The sequence below is a fragment of the Streptomyces marispadix genome (genome assembly GCF_022524345.1).
Classification (GTDB): Bacteria; Actinomycetota; Actinomycetes; order Streptomycetales; family Streptomycetaceae; genus Streptomyces; species Streptomyces marispadix.
Map to the genome: position 1 here is coordinate 1,543,289 of NZ_JAKWJU010000002.1, position 18,116 is coordinate 1,561,404.

Sequence of the window (18,116 nt, forward strand, 5' to 3'; positions counted from 1 at the left end):
GCCGGGCCCCGCGCCCGGCGTCGTGACCAGCATGTACGCGCCTTCAGACGAGACCAAGGGAGATCGGCCCGATTCACCGGGAGAGGTGGCGGGGTTATCCACAAGCGCCGCACCGCCCACAAGTAGAGGGCGGCACCGCGGACTTCGGAGTGCGGACACACTTCGGATGCGAACCCCGGCTGCGGACCTGCTGCGGACCTGCTGCGGACAACCTAGGAAGCGGACACACTTCGGGGGCGGACAGGCCGTGCCCGTCCGCCCCCGGTTCACTGCTGCCGCAACGGCCGCGACCGCCGCAGCACCGTCACACGCACACCGTCACACGTTCTCCGTCACGCTCCGTCACACGTGCACCGACGGCCCCGAGGCGCTCTGACCGCGCTTGGTGAAGAAGGCGACCCCGGACGCGAAGACCGCCACGGCGCCCGCGCACATGAAGGCCAGCCCCATCCCGGAGATGAAGGAGTCGTGCACGACCTCCTTCATCGCGTCGGCGAGCTGCGCCGGAGTGCCCGGCGGCGCCGGCGGCGCGACGCCCACCTCCGCCGCGCTCTTGAGCTTGTCCTCCTGACCGGGCGGCAACGGCGGAAGCTTGGCCTCCGCCCACTTGTCCGGGAGCGCGCTGTCGACGCGGGTGGCCATGACGACCCCGAGTACGGCCGTGCCGAGGCTGCCGCCGACCTGCATCGCCGCCTGCTGTAGCCCGCCGGCGACTCCCGAGTGCTCCAGTGGCGCGTTGCCGACGATCACATCGGTCGCCCCGACCATGACGGGCGCGAGGCCGAGACCCAGCAGCGCGAACCACACCGAGGTGACGACGGCGTCGCTGTCCGCGTCGAGCGTCGACAGGCCGAACATCGCGACCGCTGTGACGATCATGGCCGCCACCAGCGGTCCGCGCGGTCCGACCTTGGATATCAGCAAGCCCGCAACGGGCGAGGACACGATCATCATCGCCGTCAGCGGCAGCAGCCGTATCCCGCTGTCCACCGGCGACATCCCATGGACGTTCTGGAGATAGAAGGTCACGAAGAAGAGCCCGCCCATGAAGCCGAAGGCCATGAGCACCATCAGCACGGTGCCTGCCGTGAGCGGGACCGAACGGAACATGCTCAGCGGAACCAGCGGCTCCTTCGCCCTCGACTCCCACAGGCCGAAGACGAGGAACGCGACGAGCGAGCCGCCGAGGAAGGCGAGCGTGGCGGAGTCGGCCCAGCCCCAGGAGGGGGCCTTGATCAGCGCCCACACCAGGCAGAACATCGCGCCCGACAGCAGCACGATCCCGGGGACGTCGAACGAGCGGGGCGCTTTCTCCGCACGGTGGTCGCGGAGGATCACCAGCCCCAGCAGCAGCGCCGCGAGACCGACCGGGATGTTGATGAAGAAGACCGACTCCCAGTTGACCTTCTCCACCAGGAGTCCGCCGACGATGGGGCCCGCCGCCGTGGAGGCGCCGATGACCGCGCCCCATACGCCGATGGCGGCGTTCAGCTTCTGCGCGGGGAACGACGCACGCAGCAGACCGAGCGCCGCGGGCATCAGCAGTGCCCCGAAGAGGCCCTGAAGCACACGGAAGGTGACGACGAGCGAGACGCTGCCGCCCAGCCCGATCGCTCCGGAGGCCCCCGCGAAGCCGACGACTCCGACGAGGAAGGTCTGACGGTGACCGAACCTGTCGCCCAGCTTTCCCGCGGTGATCAGGGCGACCGCGAGCGCGAGCAGATAGCCGTTGGTGATCCACTGGACGTCGGCGAGCGAGGCGCCGAGGTCCTTCTGGATGGCGGGGTTGGCGATCGCGACGATGGTGCCGTCGAGGGCGACCATGGTGATGCCGATGGCCACCGTGACGAGGGTCAGCCAGGGGTGGCCGCGGACACCCCGGCGAGGCGCGGGGCCGTCGGGCGCACCCGGTATGCCTGGTTCACTCGGCCCGGGAGCCTTGGGATTCCGGCCCGAGGACGTGCTGGTCTGGGAGCTCATGGACGCGAGGCTAGTGACAGTCGCTGACAGTTGACAAACAAAAACATTCGTCGGTAGATGTCAGACCGCTCACACTCAGGCACAGCCCGGCAGATGTCTCAACTCCCCGTTCCCGCGCGGCCGGTAAGGCGTACGCCGCGGAACCGGGGGCTCCGTCGAGGACCGGGCGAACCCGCGGATCGGGCGGCGGACTCGGCCGGTCCGCGTACCCTCCTGCGCGTGGACGAGCTACGCGAACGAACAGGGAGGTGGCCGAAGTGACCGGTCTGCGTGAGCGGAAGAAGCAGCGCACCCGGGACGCACTCGTGCGTGCCGCCCATGAACTCTTCGTGGAGAAGGGGTACGAGGAGACCACCGTCGACGAGATCGTGGCCGCCGTCGACGTCTCCCAGCGCACCTTCTTCCGGTACTTCTCCAGCAAGGAGGAGGTGGCCCTCTCCCTCCAGATGCTCGTCTCGGAGCGCTACGTCGAGGCCGTACGCAGGCAGCCGCCCGGTGGATCACCGGTGGAGGTGCTGCGTACGACGCTCGACGAGACGTGGGAGAGCATCGGCGAGGCCATCGAGGAGATCGTGCCCCTGCCGCTGTACATGCGGATGTGGCAGATCACCGAGACCACTCCCGCGCTGCTCGCCGTCCAGTTGCGGCACGCGGCGGAGACGGAGGAGGGGCTCGCCGCGGAGATCGCCCGGCGTGAAGGGGTGGACCCCGACTCCGATCCCAGGCCGCGGGTGCTGGTGGCCGCGTTCTCGGGTGTGATGCGGGCGGCGTTCCGCTCCTGGAGTTCCGGAGGGGACATCACCGTCACCGCGGCCCAGCACGCGGTCGAGTCGTATGTGGACACGCTGGGTCCCGCGCTCTCCGACGACTGGGGCGAGCCCGGGAGGTGACGAGGGCCGCAGGGGAGGCGGCCGCCCCCTGGCCGCTGCTTTCGGCGGCGGCTTCAGCCCGGGGACCCCGGTCGCGGTCGGCGGCCGGCACATCAACTTCGGCCAATCCCCCAGGACTTCGGCCACGCCCTCCGGCCTGCGCCGACTCCTCCGCGTACGCGGGAACCCCTGACGACCGGCCAAACGTGCGTACGCTTCGAGGCGTCGTGGCTGACCCGATCAGGCACCGTGAAACGTGAGATGGGTCACGGCGGGCACGAGCACTCTGCCGTGTCTCCTAGGGTTGCTGCCCAGTGACTTCCTTCCCGGCCCTCAGCAACCCCCTGTCCGGAACAGGTCTCCCGTCCGCGGGAGCCCCGGGCACGGCCTTCTGGCGCACGATGCTCGCGCTGGCGGTGGTGCTGGTCCTGCTGGCGACCACGGGCTGGACGGCGATCCGCGAGCACGACGGCACACCCGGCCCCTATGCCGCGGCCGTCGGAGCGTGGGCGAAGGACTCCGTCGCGGGCCGCCGTCTGCCCGGACCGCACGAGGCCCCCGGCACCGTCGCCCGTTTCTTCCGCTCGCTCGGCGAGAAACAGCAGCGGCGCCTGGCCGACCGGCACCCGCTCGTCGTGGGAAACCTGGGCGGCGCCCCGACCGCCCTGCGCTACCGCGCCAACCACAAGGCGCTGGCCGAGGCACGCGACGTGGAACGCGAGCGCATGCGGGACCAGCGGCTCACCGAAGAGGGGCGGCAGAACGCCGGCCGCCGCATGCACCGGTTCGCCTCGATGCTCGAACCGGGGCGGCACATCCTCGCGTTCGATCCGACCGGGCCGGGCCGCGCCGCCGAGGTCTTCGGCGATCTGGACCGGGCGCAGCGGGTGTCCGTCGTCGTCCCCGGCGTCGACACGGACCTGCTGACCTTCGAGAAGTCCGACCGCCCCTACTCCGCACCCGCCGGAATGGCCCGCGCCCTACAGCAGCGGCAGCGCGCCGCCGCGCCCCGCACCAGCACGGCGACCGTCGCATGGGCGGACTACACCGCGCCGACGGGCCTCGGCGTCGACGCCGCCTCCGGCAACCTCGCGGCCGAAGGAGCCGAGCGGCTGGGCGACTTCGTACAGGGGCTGCACGCACCGCACATCGCTCTCTTCTGCCACAGCTACGGCTCCGTGGTCTGCGGTGACGCGGCCGACGACCTTCCGGACCGCGTCACCGACATCGCCGTCTCCGGAAGCCCGGGGATGCGCGTCGACCATGCCGGCGACCTGGGAACCGACGCCAACATCTGGGCCGTACGCGACGAGGACGACTGGATCGCGGACGTGCCGCACATGGAGGTCGGCGGACTCGGTCACGGCGCCGACCCCGTCTCCCCCGGGTTCGGCGCGCGGCGGCTGTCCGCGGACGGCGCTCTCGGGCACACCGGCTACTACGTGCCGGGCACCGGGAGCCTCGACAACTTCGCCGGTATCGCGACCGGTTCGTACTCCACGGTGAGCTGTGCGACCAGCGACCCGGGCTGTGTGGGGCACCCGGCCAGGACGCTCTAGCCGTACGCCGGGACGAGAACGGCGCCCGGCGGCTGCCGGTCGCGACCCCTCCCGGAGCGCTCGGCACCACACGGCGCACAAGGCCGTGACCAGCGCACGTGCACGCATATGCCCGGTAAAGGCGGCCAATTACGCGCGTAGCGTCGAGGAGGGGGACGAGCGGGCGGCTCGCGCTTACGATGGGCCGCATGGGTGACGTACTGGCTGGAATTCACTCCACCTGGGAGTTCGAAGCCGACTCCGTGCTCATCCGCTTCGAACGGGGGATCCGCACACCGAAGCTCTTCCACGTGCTCGGGGAGCGGCGCGTCCCGTACGAGGCGTTGAGCGGCGTCGAACTCGCGCCCGGAGGCAAGCGCGGCACCGTGGTGCTGCGCGCCCAGCCACGCACGGGCGCCGATCCGCTGCTCGATGCCGCGGCCGGCCAGCTCAAGGACGGCTGCGATCCCTACCGGCTGGTGCTGCCCGCCGAGCGCGAGACCCTCGCCGATTACTACGCGACCGAACTGCGGGCCGTTCTCGGCGCGGACGCGGACAAGCCAGCCGAACACCATCTCGTCGCCGCGCCTCCGGCGCCGCACAGCTTCAAGGCGTACGACGGCAAGGCGTCGTTCGACGGCAGCACGGTCTTCTTCCGCTGGTTCTGGACGGGCGCCTCGTCGAGCAAGTGGAAGGCAGGCGACCAGAGTTTTCCTGTGAGCGAGCTGGAGGACGTCGAGTGGCGCTCGCCGGAGATCGCCGGCGGCCACCTCCGTGTGACACCGCGCGGCGGACGGCCCCCGGAGAACGGGGAGCCCGACAAGGACCCCGCGTCGGTGGTCTTCGGCATCGGCTACGGGCTCGTCCATGAGTCGCTGCCGTTCGCCGCATCGGTGCTGGAGGCCGTGCGGGCCGCGGAACCGGCGGGGCCTTCCGGGGCCTCCCAGGCGTCCGGTCCGTCACGCGCCGCGCACTCGGCAGGGCGCGCGGACCCGGCGGACATCGCCGAACGAATACGCCACCTCGGGGAGTTGCGCGAGGCGGGGCTGGTCTCGGACGACGAGTTCACGAAGAAGAAGGCGGATCTGCTGGCCGAGCTGTGAGCGGCGGCTCGCGGACGCCCTACTCGCGTAGGGGATGCACCCGGTACCCACGTATGACGTGCGGGCGCTGACCTCGCCATAGCCTGAACGAGACATGAAACCGTCAGCCGCCGAACCGCCGGTAGGGCCGGGGGACTCCGGGCAGCCGGAACCACCCCGGGGCTTCGGGCCGCCGGAACAGCGGGAGCGGCGGGGACAACGGGACCAACGGGAGCAGCACGACGGAAGCTCCGCAGCGGAAGGCACCGCTGCGGGCGGCCCCGTGCATACGGCACGGCGGGCGCTGCGCGATCTGCGTGCCGCGCTGACGACGCCCGCGATCGCCGGTCCCCCACCGCCACCGCGAGGTTCGGGCCGTGGACGCCGCTGGGCGTACGTGTCGGTCTTCGGGCTCGTAGCCGTGCTGGTCCCGGTCACGGACACCGTGCTGTCCCAGGAGTACGGGCTGCCCGGCGCGATCGCCTTCTGCCTGGCCGTCGCACAGGCCGGTCCGCTGCTGCTGGCCGTGACGCGCCCGCTCCAGGCCTGGTGGATCGTGATCACCGCGGACACCGTCGGCGCTCTGCTGCTGCTGTTCAGCGCGTCCGTGGACAGCGCGTGGCCCTGGCCCGCCCCGGCGATCATCGGCTATCTCGTGCTGTGTCTGGCGCTGGCGGTACGGGAACGCCGCAGCACGCTCATCGCCGTATGGACGGTCACGCTCCTGCTCTCCTTCGTGCTGGGAGTGGTCGGACAGGACCGCAGCGACGGTACGAACGTGATACTGACCGTGCTCAGCGGCCTGGTGCTGCTGCTCGCGGGCGCGGTACGCGAACGGGGGGACGCGCAGCGGCGGCTCGCCGAGCAGGAGACGATCAGCGAGGCAGAGCGGGCCCGGCGCACGCTGCTTGAGGAACGCGCCCGTATCGCACGGGAGTTGCACGACGTCGTCGCACACCACATGTCGGTCGTCACGGTGCAGGCCGACAGCGCGCCCTACCGGCTGGAGGGACTGCCGCCCGAAGCACGCGAGGAGTTCGCCTCGATCGCGGAGACCGCACGCGAGTCGCTGTCGGAGATGCGGCGCCTGCTCGGAGTGCTGCGCAGCGAGGACGCACACGGCGAACGGGCACCGCAGCCGGGGCTGGACCGGCTGAGCCAGCTCGCGGAGGCGACGGTGAGGGCGGGCGTTCCCACCGAACTCTCCGTCGCGGACGGGCTGTCGGGACTCCCGCAGGCCGTGCAGCTCTCCGTCTACCGCATCGTCCAGGAGGCGCTCGCCAACGTCGTACGGCATGCGCCAGGAGCGGCGACCCGCGTATCGGTGACGGGCACGACGGGGGCGAGCACGGCCCAGGCCGGAACGACGGGGACGGGCGCGAGGGCCGGAACGACGAAGGCGGGCACGGCGAAGGCGGGCACGAAAGGCGAGGCCCTGACCGTGCTCGTCGTCAACGGCCCCTCGCCCGGCCCCGCGAGCCCACCGCTGGAGACCGCAGGCACCGGTCACGGCCTGGTCGGCATGCGGGAACGCGTACGGCTGACCGGCGGCACCCTCGACACCGGGCCGCTCCCCGACGGCGGCTTCCGCGTCGTCGCCCGCATACCCCTGCCGCCCGCCCCACCGACCGGGAAGGACCCCACGCACTCATGACGATCCGCGTGAACATCGTCGACGACCAGGCCATGGTGCGTGCGGGCTTCGCCGCGCTGCTCTCCGCCCAGTCCGACATCGACGTGGTGGGCGAGGCGGCGGACGGCGCGGAGGGCGTCGAACTGTGCGGACGTACACACCCCGACGTGGTGCTCATGGACGTACGCATGCCGCAGATGGACGGCCTGGAGGCGGCCCGGAAGCTGCTGGGCCCCGGCCATGACGCCGGGGGCGGCACCGAGGACGGCGCCCACCGTCCCAAGGTCCTGATGCTGACCACCTTCGACGTCGACGACTACGTCTACGAGGCCCTGCGCGCGGGGGCCAGCGGCTTCCTGCTCAAGGACGCGCCGCCCGCCGATCTCATCGCCGCCGTAAGGGTCGTGGCGGAGGGCGAGGCACTGCTCGCCCCTTCGGTGACGCGGCGCCTGATCGCGGACTTCGCCCGGCAGCGCCCAGCGCCTGCGGCCTCACGCGGGCTGCGCCTGAACGGGCTGACCGACCGTGAGACCGAGGTACTGGAGCTGCTCGCACGCGGCCGGTCCAACACGGAGATCGCCGAGGCTCTGGTGCTCGCGGAGCAGACCGTGAAGACGCATGTGAGCCGCATCTTCACCAAGTTGGGGCTGCGTGACCGCGCACAGGCCGTGATCTTCGCCTATGAGTCGGGACTGGTCTCGCCCGGAGAGAGCTGACCGCCTCCGGGCCGAGCCCCCTGCCCTGCCGCCTCCGCCGCCCCTCCTCCTCAGGGAGGGGAGCTGAATACCCGGGTATCACCGGCGAGTTGGCTCCGGGGTGTGACGCGGTGCCGCTGACCTCCGTCAGACGCTCCTTCCGACAGGCCGCCGGTTCCTCCGGCAGCCGCCGGAGGGGGTACGGGGATGAGGCACCTGACCGGGAAACGGCGACCGACCGGCACGAGCCACGCGACCATGCGGCGCAAGCCGACGGGCCGGCGCAGGCCACCGGACCGGCACCAGCCCGCTGCGCATCCGGACCGGCATGAGGCGCCGCCTCGTCCGCGCCCTGTCCGCCGCCGCACTCGTGGGCACCGTCGTCGCGGGCACCGCGGGCTGGGCCGCCGGTGCGGAGCAGTCCGCCGTGTCGGGCCCGCCCCCGGGAACGGCCGCCTGGCGCGCCGACGACACCACGCTCGGGCAGCGGCTTCCCGACCCGACGGCGGCTCCGGAGCGCATCGCCTCGTTCTTCGCGTCCCTCGGCGGCAGGCAGCGGCAGACGCTGGCCCAACGGCACCCCCTCGTCGTCGGCAACCTCGACGGCGCACCGGCGGCACTGCGCTACGCCGCCAACCGCCGTGCCCTGCGCGCCGAGTCGGCGCACCAGCGGGCGCGCGCCGCCGATCCGTCCCGTACTCCGCAGGACCGGCGGCTGGCACGTGAGCGGGCCGAGCGCTGCGCCGCGCTCCTCGCGCCCGGCCGCCGGATACTCGCCTTCGATCCGCGCGGCCGCGGCCAGGTCGCGGAGGTCTACGGCGATCTGGCCGCCGCCGGGCGCACGGCCGTGATCGTGCCCGGTTCGGACATCGACCTGGCCACCTTCGACCGCGAGGGCCCCGGCAAGTACGGGACTCCGGCCGGGATGGCCGCTTCGCTGCGGTCCCATATGGCCTCGACGGCGCCCGGCACCCGTACCGCCGTCGTCGCCTGGACCGGCTATACGACACCCGTCGGCCTGGGGCCCGACGCCGCCACCACGCGGCTCGCCGCCGCCGGAGCACCCCGGCTTCAGCGCTTCCTCCAGGGGCTCGACCGCATCGGTGCGCCCGCTCCCGCCGTGCTGTGCCACAGCTACGGCTCCGTCGTATGCGGCAGGGCGGCCGACGGGCTGACCCGGCGTGAGGCCTCCGCGCTCATCGTCTTCGGCTCGCCCGGCATGCACGCGGAGTCGGTACGCGGACTGGGCACACACGTACCGGTGTGGGCCGCCCGCGACGCCGGCGACTGGATCGGCAGGGTCCCGAACGTGGAGTTCGCCGGTCTCGGACACGGCACCGACCCCGTCTCACGCGGCTTCGGCGCCCGCGTCGTCTCCTCGGCGCGAGCCGACGGGCACGCCGGCTATCTCGAACCCGGCACCGACTCGCTCGCCAACTTCGCGGCGATCACGCTGGGTTCGTACGGAGAGGTCGCGTGTGCGGCGCCGGACGCGGACGATCCCTGCACGCGGGCCACCACGTGAGGAAGCACCGGTGGCGTGGGACGGCGCGCGCCCCGTCCCACGCCACCGCGCCTGCTCCATCGACTCCGTCCGCGCGCCGTCACTCCCGTCCGGCGGACGAGAACGTCATGTCCGCGTAGCGGTCCCCCGCCACCCGGCCCGCGATGGGCTCCAGCGACTCCAGTTCCTCACGGGAGAGTTCGATGCGTACGGCCGCCGTGTTCTCCTCCACCCTGGAGCGCTTGCGGGTGCCGGGGATCGGCACCACGGTCAGCCCGTCCCACACCTGCGACCGCTGGTGCACCCACGCCAGGGCGATCTGCCCGGGAGACACACCGTGCGCGTCCGCGATCCTGCGCACCGGCTCCAGCAGCGCGGCGTTGGCCACCGCGTTCTCCCCGGCGTAGCGGGGCTGGTGTCGGCGGAAGTCGTCGCTGGTGAGGTCCTTCTCGGCGTCGGCGAAGGAACCGGTGAGGAAGCCGCGTCCCAGCGGCGAGTACGGCACCAGTGCCACGCCGAGTTCGCGGGCCGCGGGCACCACGTTCCGCTCGATGTCGCGGCTGAAGAGCGACCACTCCGACTGGAGCGCCGCGATCGGATGCACGGCGTGCGCCGCCCTCAGCTCGTCGGCCGTCACCTCGCTCAGCCCCAGATGCCTGACCTTCCCCTCCCGCACCAGCTCGGCCATGGCGCCGACGGACTCCTCGACGGGAACGTTCACATCGCGCCGGTGCATGTAGTAGAGGTCGATCTCGTCGACGGCGAGCCTGCGCAGGCTGTTCTCCACGCACTGGCGGATGTACGGCGGGTCGTTGCGGATCGTACGCGCCGACGGGTCGTCCGGGTCGAGGCTGATGGCGAACTTCGTCGCCAGCGTGATCTGTTCACGGTGCCTGCCGACGAAGGAGGAGATGAACTTCTCGTTCTCCCCCGCCCCGTACATGTCCGCGGTGTCGTAGAGCGTGACGCCCAGTTCCAGGGCGCGCTCCAGGGTCGCCCGCGCCTCGTCGGCGTCGGTGGGTCCGTAGGCGAAGCTCATGCCCATGCAGCCCAGGCCCTGCACGCCCACTTCCGGGCCGTCCGTGCCGAGGCGTGCGGTGGGGAGCTTCGCGCCGTTCTCCGAGTGGAGGCTCATCGCTTCCTTCCAGATCTCTCAGACGTACGTATGTGTGCGGACCGCGCGGACGGTCCACGCCAGTGCGAGTGCGGGTGCGGGCAGGGGCGCGGGCCCGGAACGGCCACGGCCGCTCCAGCAGTGCCGCACGCTCCGCCCGCTCCCGTCTTGGGCGCGGCCCTCAGCCCGCCGCGGATTTGTCCGGAGTCCGGTACGCCGCATAGATGCCGATCTTGTAGTCGAGCACCGCGAGGGTCTCCTGTAGCTCGGCGACGCGGCGCAGCACGTCCTCGCGCGTCGCCACCAGCAGTTCGTGCCGCTCGGGGCAGGTGTGCTCCCCGGCGCGCACGAGTTCGGCGTAGCGCACCATGTCCGCCACCGGCATGCCGGTCAGCCGCAGCTTCGCCACCAGATCGAGCCAGTCCAGGTCCCTGTTGGTGAAGCGCCGCTGGCCCGTGTGCGACCGGTCCACATGCGGCATCAGCCCGATCCGCTCGTACCAGCGCAGGGTGTGCGCGCTCAGCCCGCAGATCGCGGCGACCTCGCTGATGGTGTACCGGTCCCGGCCCTCGGGCCTGGGGTTGGGCGCTGTGGCGGCGCACGCCTCCGGCGCGTCCGCATCCACTGCTTCGGCTGTTTCGACTGCTTCGTCCGCCGTATCCGTCTCCGTCACGGTCATAAAGTGAACGCTACGGACTTGAAGTGCACTCCAAGCAAGCGCAAAATCCGGGCCGATTCGCGTCACGTTACGCTCGGCGGCATGAACAGCCTGCGGATGATCGACAATTGGCCCGTGCCGACCGCTGCCGCCGTGGTCGTCTCACGCACAGGCGGCGGGCAGGCGCCCGGCGCCGACGGAGACCGCACGGGTTCGCCCGCCGTCGTCGCAGCTCACGGCAGCACGGGGCACCGGTTCGCGCTCGCGTCCGTCACCAAGCCCCTCGCGGCGTACGCGGCGCTGATCGCCGTCGAGGAGGGCGCGGTGGAGCTGGACGAGCCCGCGGGACCGGAGGGTTCGACGATCCGCCATCTGCTCGCGCACACCTCAGGGCTGGCCTTCGAGGAGGACCGTCCGACGGTCGAGCCGGGCACCCGCCGCATCTACTCCAACGCCGGTTTCGAGGCGCTCGGCGACCACGTCGCCAAGGTCACCGGCATCCCCTTCCCCCGGTATCTGCACGAGGCCGTGCTGGAACCGCTCGCCATGACCTCGACCGATCTGCCCGGCTCCCCCGCCAAGGACGGCGTCTCCACCGCGGACGACCTCGCCCGGTTCGCCGCCGAACTGCTCGCACCGCGACTGCTGAGCCCCGCGACCCTCGACGAGGCGACCTCTGTGGCATTCCCCGGACTCAGGGGCCTGCTGCCGGGCTACGGAAGCCAGTCCCCCAACGACTGGGGCCTCGGATTCGAGATCCGGGACGGCAAGTCCCCGCACTGGACGGGCAGTTCGTCCTCGCCGCGCACCTACGGCCACTTCGGGCAGTCGGGCACCTTCCTCTGGGTCGACCCGGACGAGGGCGCGGCCTGCGTCGCCCTCACCGACCGCGACTTCGGGCAGTGGGCGGTGGAGGCGTGGCCGCCGTTCACGGACGCGGTGCTGGCCGAACTGCGCGGGTAAGGGGGCGAGTCGGGCCGGGCCTGTGCCGGTCCGGATAACGGAAGCGCCCGGTGCCGGTTCGATGCCGGGAGGGTCCGGTGCCGGTCCGGTTCCGCTTCCGGCTCCGGCCTCTGCTTGTCGGTGCGTGACCGGCGTCAGCCGTACCCCGGTTCCGCGTGCATCTCCCACATCAGCAGCTCCACCGGGCCCCCGGCGCCTCTCGCTTCCAGGTCACGTGCGTCGGTGATCCGGGCGGCGTCGCCGGCGTCGAGCAGCTCGCCGGTGGGCGCGGCACCGGCGGCTCCCGGACCCTCGCCTGAACTCGCGTCCGAACTCCCGCTCGCAGTCGCATCGGAGCCCCCCGAGCCGATCTCCGCCGAGCCCCGCACCACGTGTACGTACACCCACGCCGCGTCCGGCACCGCCGTGCGCTCGCCCTCCCCCAGGCGCCGCACATGCATCACCGCCTCCGTGCGCGGCACCGCGAAGGGCGTGCCGTCCGCGATGCCGTGCACCACCTCGTACTCGGGCTCGTAGCCGTACCCCGGGTCGTGTCCCTCGCCGGGAGCGCTGCCGCGTACGCCGGGTACGAGCCACATCTGCACGAAGCGCAACGGCCCTGGGCCCGCGTTGCGTTCGATGTGGCGCACTCCGCGCCCCGCTCCCATCCGCTGCACGTCGCCCGCGCGCACCCGCGAGGTGCGGCCCGTCGAGTCGATGTGCTCCAGCTCCCCCTCGGCCACCCACGTGACGATCTCCACGTCCCTGTGCGGGTGTTCGGGAAAGCCCGCCCCCGGTGCCAGCCGCTCCTCGTTGCAGGCGACGAGCTGTCCGAAACCCACGTTGTCCGGGTCGTAGAAGCCGGAGAAGGAGAAGGCGTGACGGGTGTCGATCCCCGCCGCCTCGTCACCGCCCCGGTACCGGTCGGTCCCCCGCCACACCTGAAGCATGAGCCCACGGTAATCCGCTGCGGCACCTCTCGGCAGCGCCCCCCGGGCCCGCCCCCGCGGTCCGATGAGGCAGGCTTGGCACGTGCCCGAATCCACAGATCCTTCCGCGAACCCACCACCCGACGAGCGCCCGGAACACGCCGAGCACCCGCACGGCGCGACCCTGCGGCGCCTGGAGCAGTCCTCCGGCAAGCTCGCCCAGGCGGCCATTACGCGCATGGACGAGCAGCTCCCGTGGTACAGGGCGATGCCGCCGGAGAACCGCTCCTGGATCGGGCTCGTCGCCCAGGCCGGGATCGCGGCGTTCACGGAGTGGTTCCGGCACCCGGAGACGCCGCAGGCCATCAGCACCGACGTCTTCGGCACGGCCCCCCGCGAGCTGACCCGGGCCATCACGCTGCGCCAGACCGTCGAGCTGGTGCGCACCACGATCGAGGTCGTCGAGGCGGCGATCGACGAAGTCGCCGCGCCCGGCGACGAGTCGGTGCTGCGTGAGGCGCTGCTCGTCTACGCCCGCGAGATCGCCTTCGCCACCGCACAGGTCTACGCACAGGCCGCCGAGGCACGCGGAGCCTGGGACGCGCGCCTCGAGTCGCTGGTGGTCAACGCCGTGCTGTCGGGCGAGGCCGACGAGGGCGCCGTCTCCCGTGCAGCCGCCCTCGGCTGGAACTCGCCGGAGCATGTCGCGGTCGTACTCGGCAACGCCCCGGACGGCGACAGCGAACTGACCGTGGAAGCGATACGGCGGGCGGCCCGGCACGCCAAACTCCAGGTCCTCACCGGCGTGCTCGGCAGCCGTCTCGTGGTCGTCGCGGGCGGCAGCGACGATCCGTTGCGTGCGGCGAAGTCGCTGATCGGGCCGTTCGCACCCGGCCCCGTGGTCGCCGGGCCCATCGTCGGCGACCTGCTGTCGGCGACCCGCTCCGCCCAGGCCGCCGCCGCCGGGCTGCGGGCCTGCGCCGCCTGGCAGGACGCACCGCGCCCGGTGCTCGCAGACGATCTGCTGCCGGAGCGCGCGATGGCCGGCGACCCCACCGCGCGGGAGCTCTTGGTGGAGGAGATCTACAGACCGCTGGAGGAGGCGGGCTCCGCGCTGCTGGAGACTCTGAGCGTCTATCTGGAACAGGCGAGCAGCCTCGAAGGAGCGGCGCGGATGTTGTTCGTACACCCCAACACCGTCCGCTACCGGCTGCGACGTGTGACGGACGTCACCGGATGGTCGCCCTCCGACGTCCGCTCCGCCTTCACGCTCCGTATCGCGCTGATTCTGGGGCGTCTCAACGACTTCGGCGCCCAGTCCTAGCCCGGAGCGGGCCGGTTTGTCGGGGCTCGACAATTTGCCCTGCGGTTCTTCGTACCGCTCCGTACCGGCGCGAAAGCCGTCTCCCGGGAGAGAGTGAAAGAGTGCTCGTACTCGTAGCTCCCGGCCAAGGCGCGCAGAAGCCTGGCCTCTTGACTCCCTGGCTCGAACTCCCCGGCGTGGCCGACCGGATCGCGCAGTGGTCGGCCGCCACCGGTCTCGATCTCGTCCGCTACGGCACGGAGGCCGACGCGGACGAGATCCGCGACACCGCCGTGGCCCAGCCGCTGCTCGTCGCCGCGAGCCTCGTCTCCGCCGGCGCCCTGCTGGACGGGCGTGAGGTGACCGAGGTGGCGGGCGCCGTCGCCGGGCACAGCGTGGGCGAACTGGCCGCCGCAGCCACGGCGGGCGTGCTCTCCGACGCCGACGCCATGACGCTCGTCACGGCGCGGGGCCGGGCCATGGCGGAGGCCGCGGCCGTCACCGACACCGGCATGTCCGCGGTCGTCGGCGGCGAACCCGACGCCGTGGTCGCCCACTTGGAGAAGCTCGGCCTGACCGCGGCCAACATCAACGGCGGCGGCCAGATCGTCGCCGCGGGCACCGCCGCGCAACTCGCCGCGCTCACCGAGGACAAGCCGGAGAAGGCACGCGTCATTCCCCTGAAGGTCGCGGGCGCCTTCCACACCAGCCACATGGCACCGGCGGTCGACGCCATGGCCGCCGCCGTCGAGGACGTCACGGTCCACGACCCGGTGCTGCCCTACGTCTCCAACCTCGACGGCGCCGTCGTCGACGACGGACAGCAGGTCGTGCGGCGGCTGGTCGGCCAGGTCTCGGCGTCCGTCCGCTGGGACCTGTGCACCGAGACGTTCCAGAAGATGGGCGTCACGGCGCTCATCGAGGTCTGCCCGGGCGGCACCCTCACCGGACTGGCCAAGCGCGGCCTGCCCGGCGTACGCACCCTGGCACTGAAAACCCCCGATGATCTCGACGCGGCGCGCGAGCTGATCGCCGAGCACACGCAGACCGCCTGAGCCCCAAGGAGCTCGAGAGCATGACCGCGAAGATCAAGCCCGCCAAGGGTTCCCCGTACTCACGCATCCTCGGCGTGGGCGGCTACCGCCCGACCCGTGTCGTGCCGAACGAGGAGATCCTCAAGCACATCGACTCCTCCGACGAGTGGATCCGCTCGCGCTCCGGCATCGCCAGCCGCCACTGGGCCGGTCCCGACGAGACCGTCGCCGAGATGACGCTGGAGGCGGCGGGCAAGGCCGTCGCCGACGCGGGCATCACGCCGCAGCAGGTGGACGCTGTGATCATCTCGACGGTCTCGCACTTCAAGCAGACCCCGTCGATCGCCACCGAGATCGCGGACCGCATGGGCGCCGGCAAGGCGGCGGCGTTCGACATCAACGCGGGCTGCGCGGGCTTCGGTTACGGCCTCACGCTCGCCAAGGGCCTGATCGCCGACGGGAGTTCCGAGTACGTACTGGTGGTCGGCGCCGAACGGCTCTCGGATCTGACCGATCTGACCGACCGCTCGACGGCGTTCCTCTTCGGGGACGGCGCGGGCGCGGTCATCGTCGGCCCGTCGGAGGAGCCGGGCATCGGCCCCAGCGTCTGGGGTTCGGAGGGCGACAAGGCCGACGTCATCAGCCAGACCGTCCCCTGGGACGCCTACCGCGAGGGCGGCGTGGAGAAGTTCCCCGCCATCCGCCAGGAGGGCCAGGCGGTCTTCCGCTGGGCCGTCTACGAGATGGCGAAGGTGGCCCAGCAGGCCCTCGACGCCGCCGGGATCAGCCCGGAGGAACTGGACGTCTTCATCCCGCACCAGGCCAACATGCGGATCATCGACTCGATGGTGAAGACACTCAAACTGCCGGAGCACGTAACGGTCGCCCGCGATGTGGAGACCACCGGCAACACCTCGGCCGCCTCCATCCCGCTCGCGATGGAGCGGCTGCTGGCGACCGGTCGGGCGAAGAGCGGTGACACCGCCCTCGTCATCGGCTTCGGGGCGGGCCTCGTCTACGCGGCGACGGTCGTTACCCTCCCTTAGTCAAGATCCACGCAGTCCGCACAGCGCCGTGCGGCAGTGTGTGGCGACCCCGCAAGAGTCAACTCGTAAGTACGCAGCAGCAGAACGAAGACCGAAGGAGCGCCGAGATGGCCGCCACGCAGGAAGAGATCGTCGCCGGTCTCGCCGAGATCGTGAACGAGATCGCCGGGATCCCCACCGAGGACGTCCAGCCGGACAAGTCCTTCACCGACGACCTGGACGTCGACTCGCTGTCGATGGTCGAGGTCGTCGTCGCCGCCGAGGAGCGCTTCAACGTGAAGATCCCGGACGACGACGTGAAGAACCTCAAGACCGTGGGTGACGCGACCGAGTACATCATCAAGCACCAGAGCTGAGACGGCGCCTGAAGCGTCTGTCGCCATCCACCGCGCCCCCGGGACCCATGCCGGGGCGCGGTCGGGGTGGTTCGCACGGCTCCCCCTCTACCAGTGGAGACATGAATCCAGTGAGTACGACCCAACACTCCGTGGTCGTCACCGGTATCGGCGCAACCACACCGCTGGGTGGCGACAGCGCATCGACCTGGGAGGGTCTGATCGCCGGACGTTCCGGCGTCGGCCTTCTCACCCAGGACTGGGCGGCCGAACTGCCCGTCCGTATCGCCGCCGAGATCGCGGTGGAGCCCACCGAGATCATTCCGCGTCCGCAGGCGCGCAAGCTGGACCGCTCGGCTCAGTTCGCGCTGATCGCGACCCGCGAGGCGTGGGCGGACGCCGGTTTCACCGCCAAGGCCGGTGAGGACGCGGCCGTTTCGCCGGACCGGCTCGGCGCGGTCGTCGCCTCCGGCATCGGCGGTGTCACCACGCTGCTCGGCCAGTACGACATCCTGCGGGAGAAGGGCGCACGCCGTGTGTCCCCGCACACGGTGCCGATGCTGATGCCGAACAGCCCGAGCGCCAACGTCGGCCTGGAGGTCAACGCCCGCGCCGGGGTGCACACTCCGGTCAGCGCCTGCGCCTCCGGTTCCGAGGCGATCGGCTACGCGGTGGAGATGATCCGTACCGGCCGTGCGGACGTCGTGGTCGCGGGCGGCACCGAGGCGGCCATACACCCCCTCCCCATCGCCGCGTTCGGCAACATGATGGCGATGTCGAAGGACAACGACGACCCCGAGGGCGCCTCACGTCCCTACGACAGCGACCGCAACGGCTTCGTCATGGGCGAGGGCGCGGGCGTCGTCGTACTGGAGTCGGCGGAGCACGCCAGGAGGCGCGGCGCACGCGTCTACGCGGAGGCCGTCGGCCAGGGCATCTCGGCCGACAGCCACCACATCACGCAGCCCGAGCCCAGCGGCAACGGCATCGCGCTCGCGCTGGAGAACCTCATCCAGCAGACCGACCTCAAGCCCGCCGAGGTCATGCACATCAACGCGCACGCCACCTCGACGCCGCTCGGCGACATCGCGGAACTCAAGGCGCTGCGCAAGGTCTTCGGCGACGACACCGACCACATGGCGATCTCCGCCACGAAGTCGATGACGGGTCATCTGCTGGGCGGTGCGGGCGGCATCGAGACGGTCGCCTCGATCCTCGCGCTGCACCACCGCACTGCACCGCCGACGATCAACCTCAAGAACCTCGATCCGGAGGCGGACGCCGACATCGTCGGCGGTGAGGCCCGTGCGCTTCCCGAGGGCACGATCGCCGCGCTGAACAACTCGTTCGGCTTCGGCGGCCACAACGTGGTGCTGGCCTTCCGTACGGTCTGATCCGGCACGCACACACCGGCACACACGCACACGCCCGCACAGCACGGAAGAGGGGCGGCT

General features: G+C 71.6%; 16 protein-coding genes. 12 read left to right on the forward strand and 4 right to left on the reverse strand.

Features of this window, described 5'->3' with window-relative positions; genetic code table 11:
- Positions 1–342: 342 nt before the first annotated feature.
- Complete coding sequence (locus MMA15_RS06630) at positions 343–1,980, reverse strand: MFS transporter (protein WP_241058139.1); 1,638 nt, start codon at positions 1,978–1,980, stop codon at positions 343–345.
- 257 nt (positions 1,981–2,237) lie between these two features.
- Between MMA15_RS06630 and MMA15_RS06635 the strand changes: the two genes are divergently transcribed.
- The 6 genes from MMA15_RS06635 to MMA15_RS06660 all read left to right on the forward strand — a co-directional run bounded on the left by MMA15_RS06635 (position 2,238) and on the right by MMA15_RS06660 (position 9,322).
- Positions 2,238–2,870, forward strand: a complete 633-nt coding sequence (locus MMA15_RS06635) for a TetR/AcrR family transcriptional regulator (protein WP_241058140.1) — start codon at positions 2,238–2,240, stop codon at positions 2,868–2,870.
- A 293-nt stretch (positions 2,871–3,163) separates the two neighbouring features.
- The gene (locus MMA15_RS06640) at positions 3,164–4,408 is read left to right on the forward strand and encodes an alpha/beta hydrolase (protein WP_372498193.1); all 1,245 of its coding nucleotides are present in this window, start codon (positions 3,164–3,166) and stop codon (positions 4,406–4,408) included.
- A gap of 179 nt (positions 4,409–4,587) precedes the next feature.
- Entirely contained in the window at positions 4,588–5,490 is a 903-nt protein-coding gene (locus MMA15_RS06645; RefSeq protein ID WP_241058142.1) for a DUF4429 domain-containing protein, read from the forward strand.
- Between the two features lie 94 nt (positions 5,491–5,584).
- Positions 5,585–7,123 (forward strand): sensor histidine kinase, encoded by a 1,539-nt coding sequence (locus tag MMA15_RS06650; RefSeq protein WP_241058144.1) that lies wholly within the window; start codon positions 5,585–5,587, stop codon positions 7,121–7,123.
- Entirely contained in the window at positions 7,120–7,818 is a 699-nt protein-coding gene (locus MMA15_RS06655) for a response regulator (RefSeq protein WP_241058146.1), read from the forward strand. The genes MMA15_RS06650 and MMA15_RS06655 overlap by 4 nt, the downstream gene beginning before the upstream one ends.
- Positions 7,819–8,125: 307 nt before the next feature.
- Positions 8,126–9,322, forward strand: a complete 1,197-nt coding sequence (locus MMA15_RS06660; protein ID WP_241058147.1) for an alpha/beta hydrolase — start codon at positions 8,126–8,128, stop codon at positions 9,320–9,322.
- A 79-nt stretch (positions 9,323–9,401) separates the two neighbouring features.
- Here the strand turns inward: MMA15_RS06660 and MMA15_RS06665 are convergent, their stop codons facing one another.
- Together MMA15_RS06665 and MMA15_RS06670 are read right to left on the reverse strand one after the other, a co-directional pair.
- Positions 9,402–10,436 (reverse strand): aldo/keto reductase, encoded by a 1,035-nt coding sequence (locus MMA15_RS06665; protein WP_241058148.1) that lies wholly within the window; start codon positions 10,434–10,436, stop codon positions 9,402–9,404.
- 160 nt (positions 10,437–10,596) lie between these two features.
- Complete coding sequence (locus MMA15_RS06670; protein WP_241058149.1) at positions 10,597–11,094, reverse strand: MerR family transcriptional regulator; 498 nt, start codon at positions 11,092–11,094, stop codon at positions 10,597–10,599.
- An 81-nt stretch (positions 11,095–11,175) separates the two neighbouring features.
- Between MMA15_RS06670 and MMA15_RS06675 the strand changes: the two genes are divergently transcribed.
- Positions 11,176–12,036: a serine hydrolase domain-containing protein gene (locus MMA15_RS06675; RefSeq protein WP_241058150.1), complete on the forward strand. Its 861-nt coding sequence runs from the start codon at positions 11,176–11,178 to the stop codon at positions 12,034–12,036.
- A gap of 134 nt (positions 12,037–12,170) precedes the next feature.
- Here the strand turns inward: MMA15_RS06675 and MMA15_RS06680 are convergent, their stop codons facing one another.
- Positions 12,171–12,965 (reverse strand): pirin family protein, encoded by a 795-nt coding sequence (locus tag MMA15_RS06680; protein WP_241058151.1) that lies wholly within the window; start codon positions 12,963–12,965, stop codon positions 12,171–12,173.
- A gap of 82 nt (positions 12,966–13,047) precedes the next feature.
- Between MMA15_RS06680 and MMA15_RS06685 the strand changes: the two genes are divergently transcribed.
- The 5 genes from MMA15_RS06685 (at position 13,048) to fabF (ending at position 18,056) form a co-directional block, all read left to right on the forward strand.
- Entirely contained in the window at positions 13,048–14,268 is a 1,221-nt protein-coding gene (locus tag MMA15_RS06685) for a PucR family transcriptional regulator (protein ID WP_372498194.1), read from the forward strand.
- A 101-nt stretch (positions 14,269–14,369) separates the two neighbouring features.
- Positions 14,370–15,302: an ACP S-malonyltransferase gene (locus MMA15_RS06690; protein ID WP_241058152.1), complete on the forward strand. Its 933-nt coding sequence runs from the start codon at positions 14,370–14,372 to the stop codon at positions 15,300–15,302.
- 20 nt (positions 15,303–15,322) lie between these two features.
- Positions 15,323–16,327, forward strand: a complete 1,005-nt coding sequence (locus tag MMA15_RS06695) for a ketoacyl-ACP synthase III (protein WP_241058154.1) — start codon at positions 15,323–15,325, stop codon at positions 16,325–16,327.
- Positions 16,328–16,434: 107 nt separating this feature from the next.
- Positions 16,435–16,683 carry an acyl carrier protein gene (locus MMA15_RS06700; RefSeq protein WP_241058156.1) on the forward strand — a complete coding sequence of 83 codons (249 nt, stop codon included), beginning with the start codon at positions 16,435–16,437 and terminating at the stop codon, positions 16,681–16,683.
- A gap of 101 nt (positions 16,684–16,784) precedes the next feature.
- Positions 16,785–18,056 (forward strand): beta-ketoacyl-ACP synthase II, encoded by a 1,272-nt coding sequence (fabF, locus tag MMA15_RS06705; RefSeq protein WP_277400054.1) that lies wholly within the window; start codon positions 16,785–16,787, stop codon positions 18,054–18,056.
- Positions 18,057–18,116 lie beyond the last annotated feature (60 nt).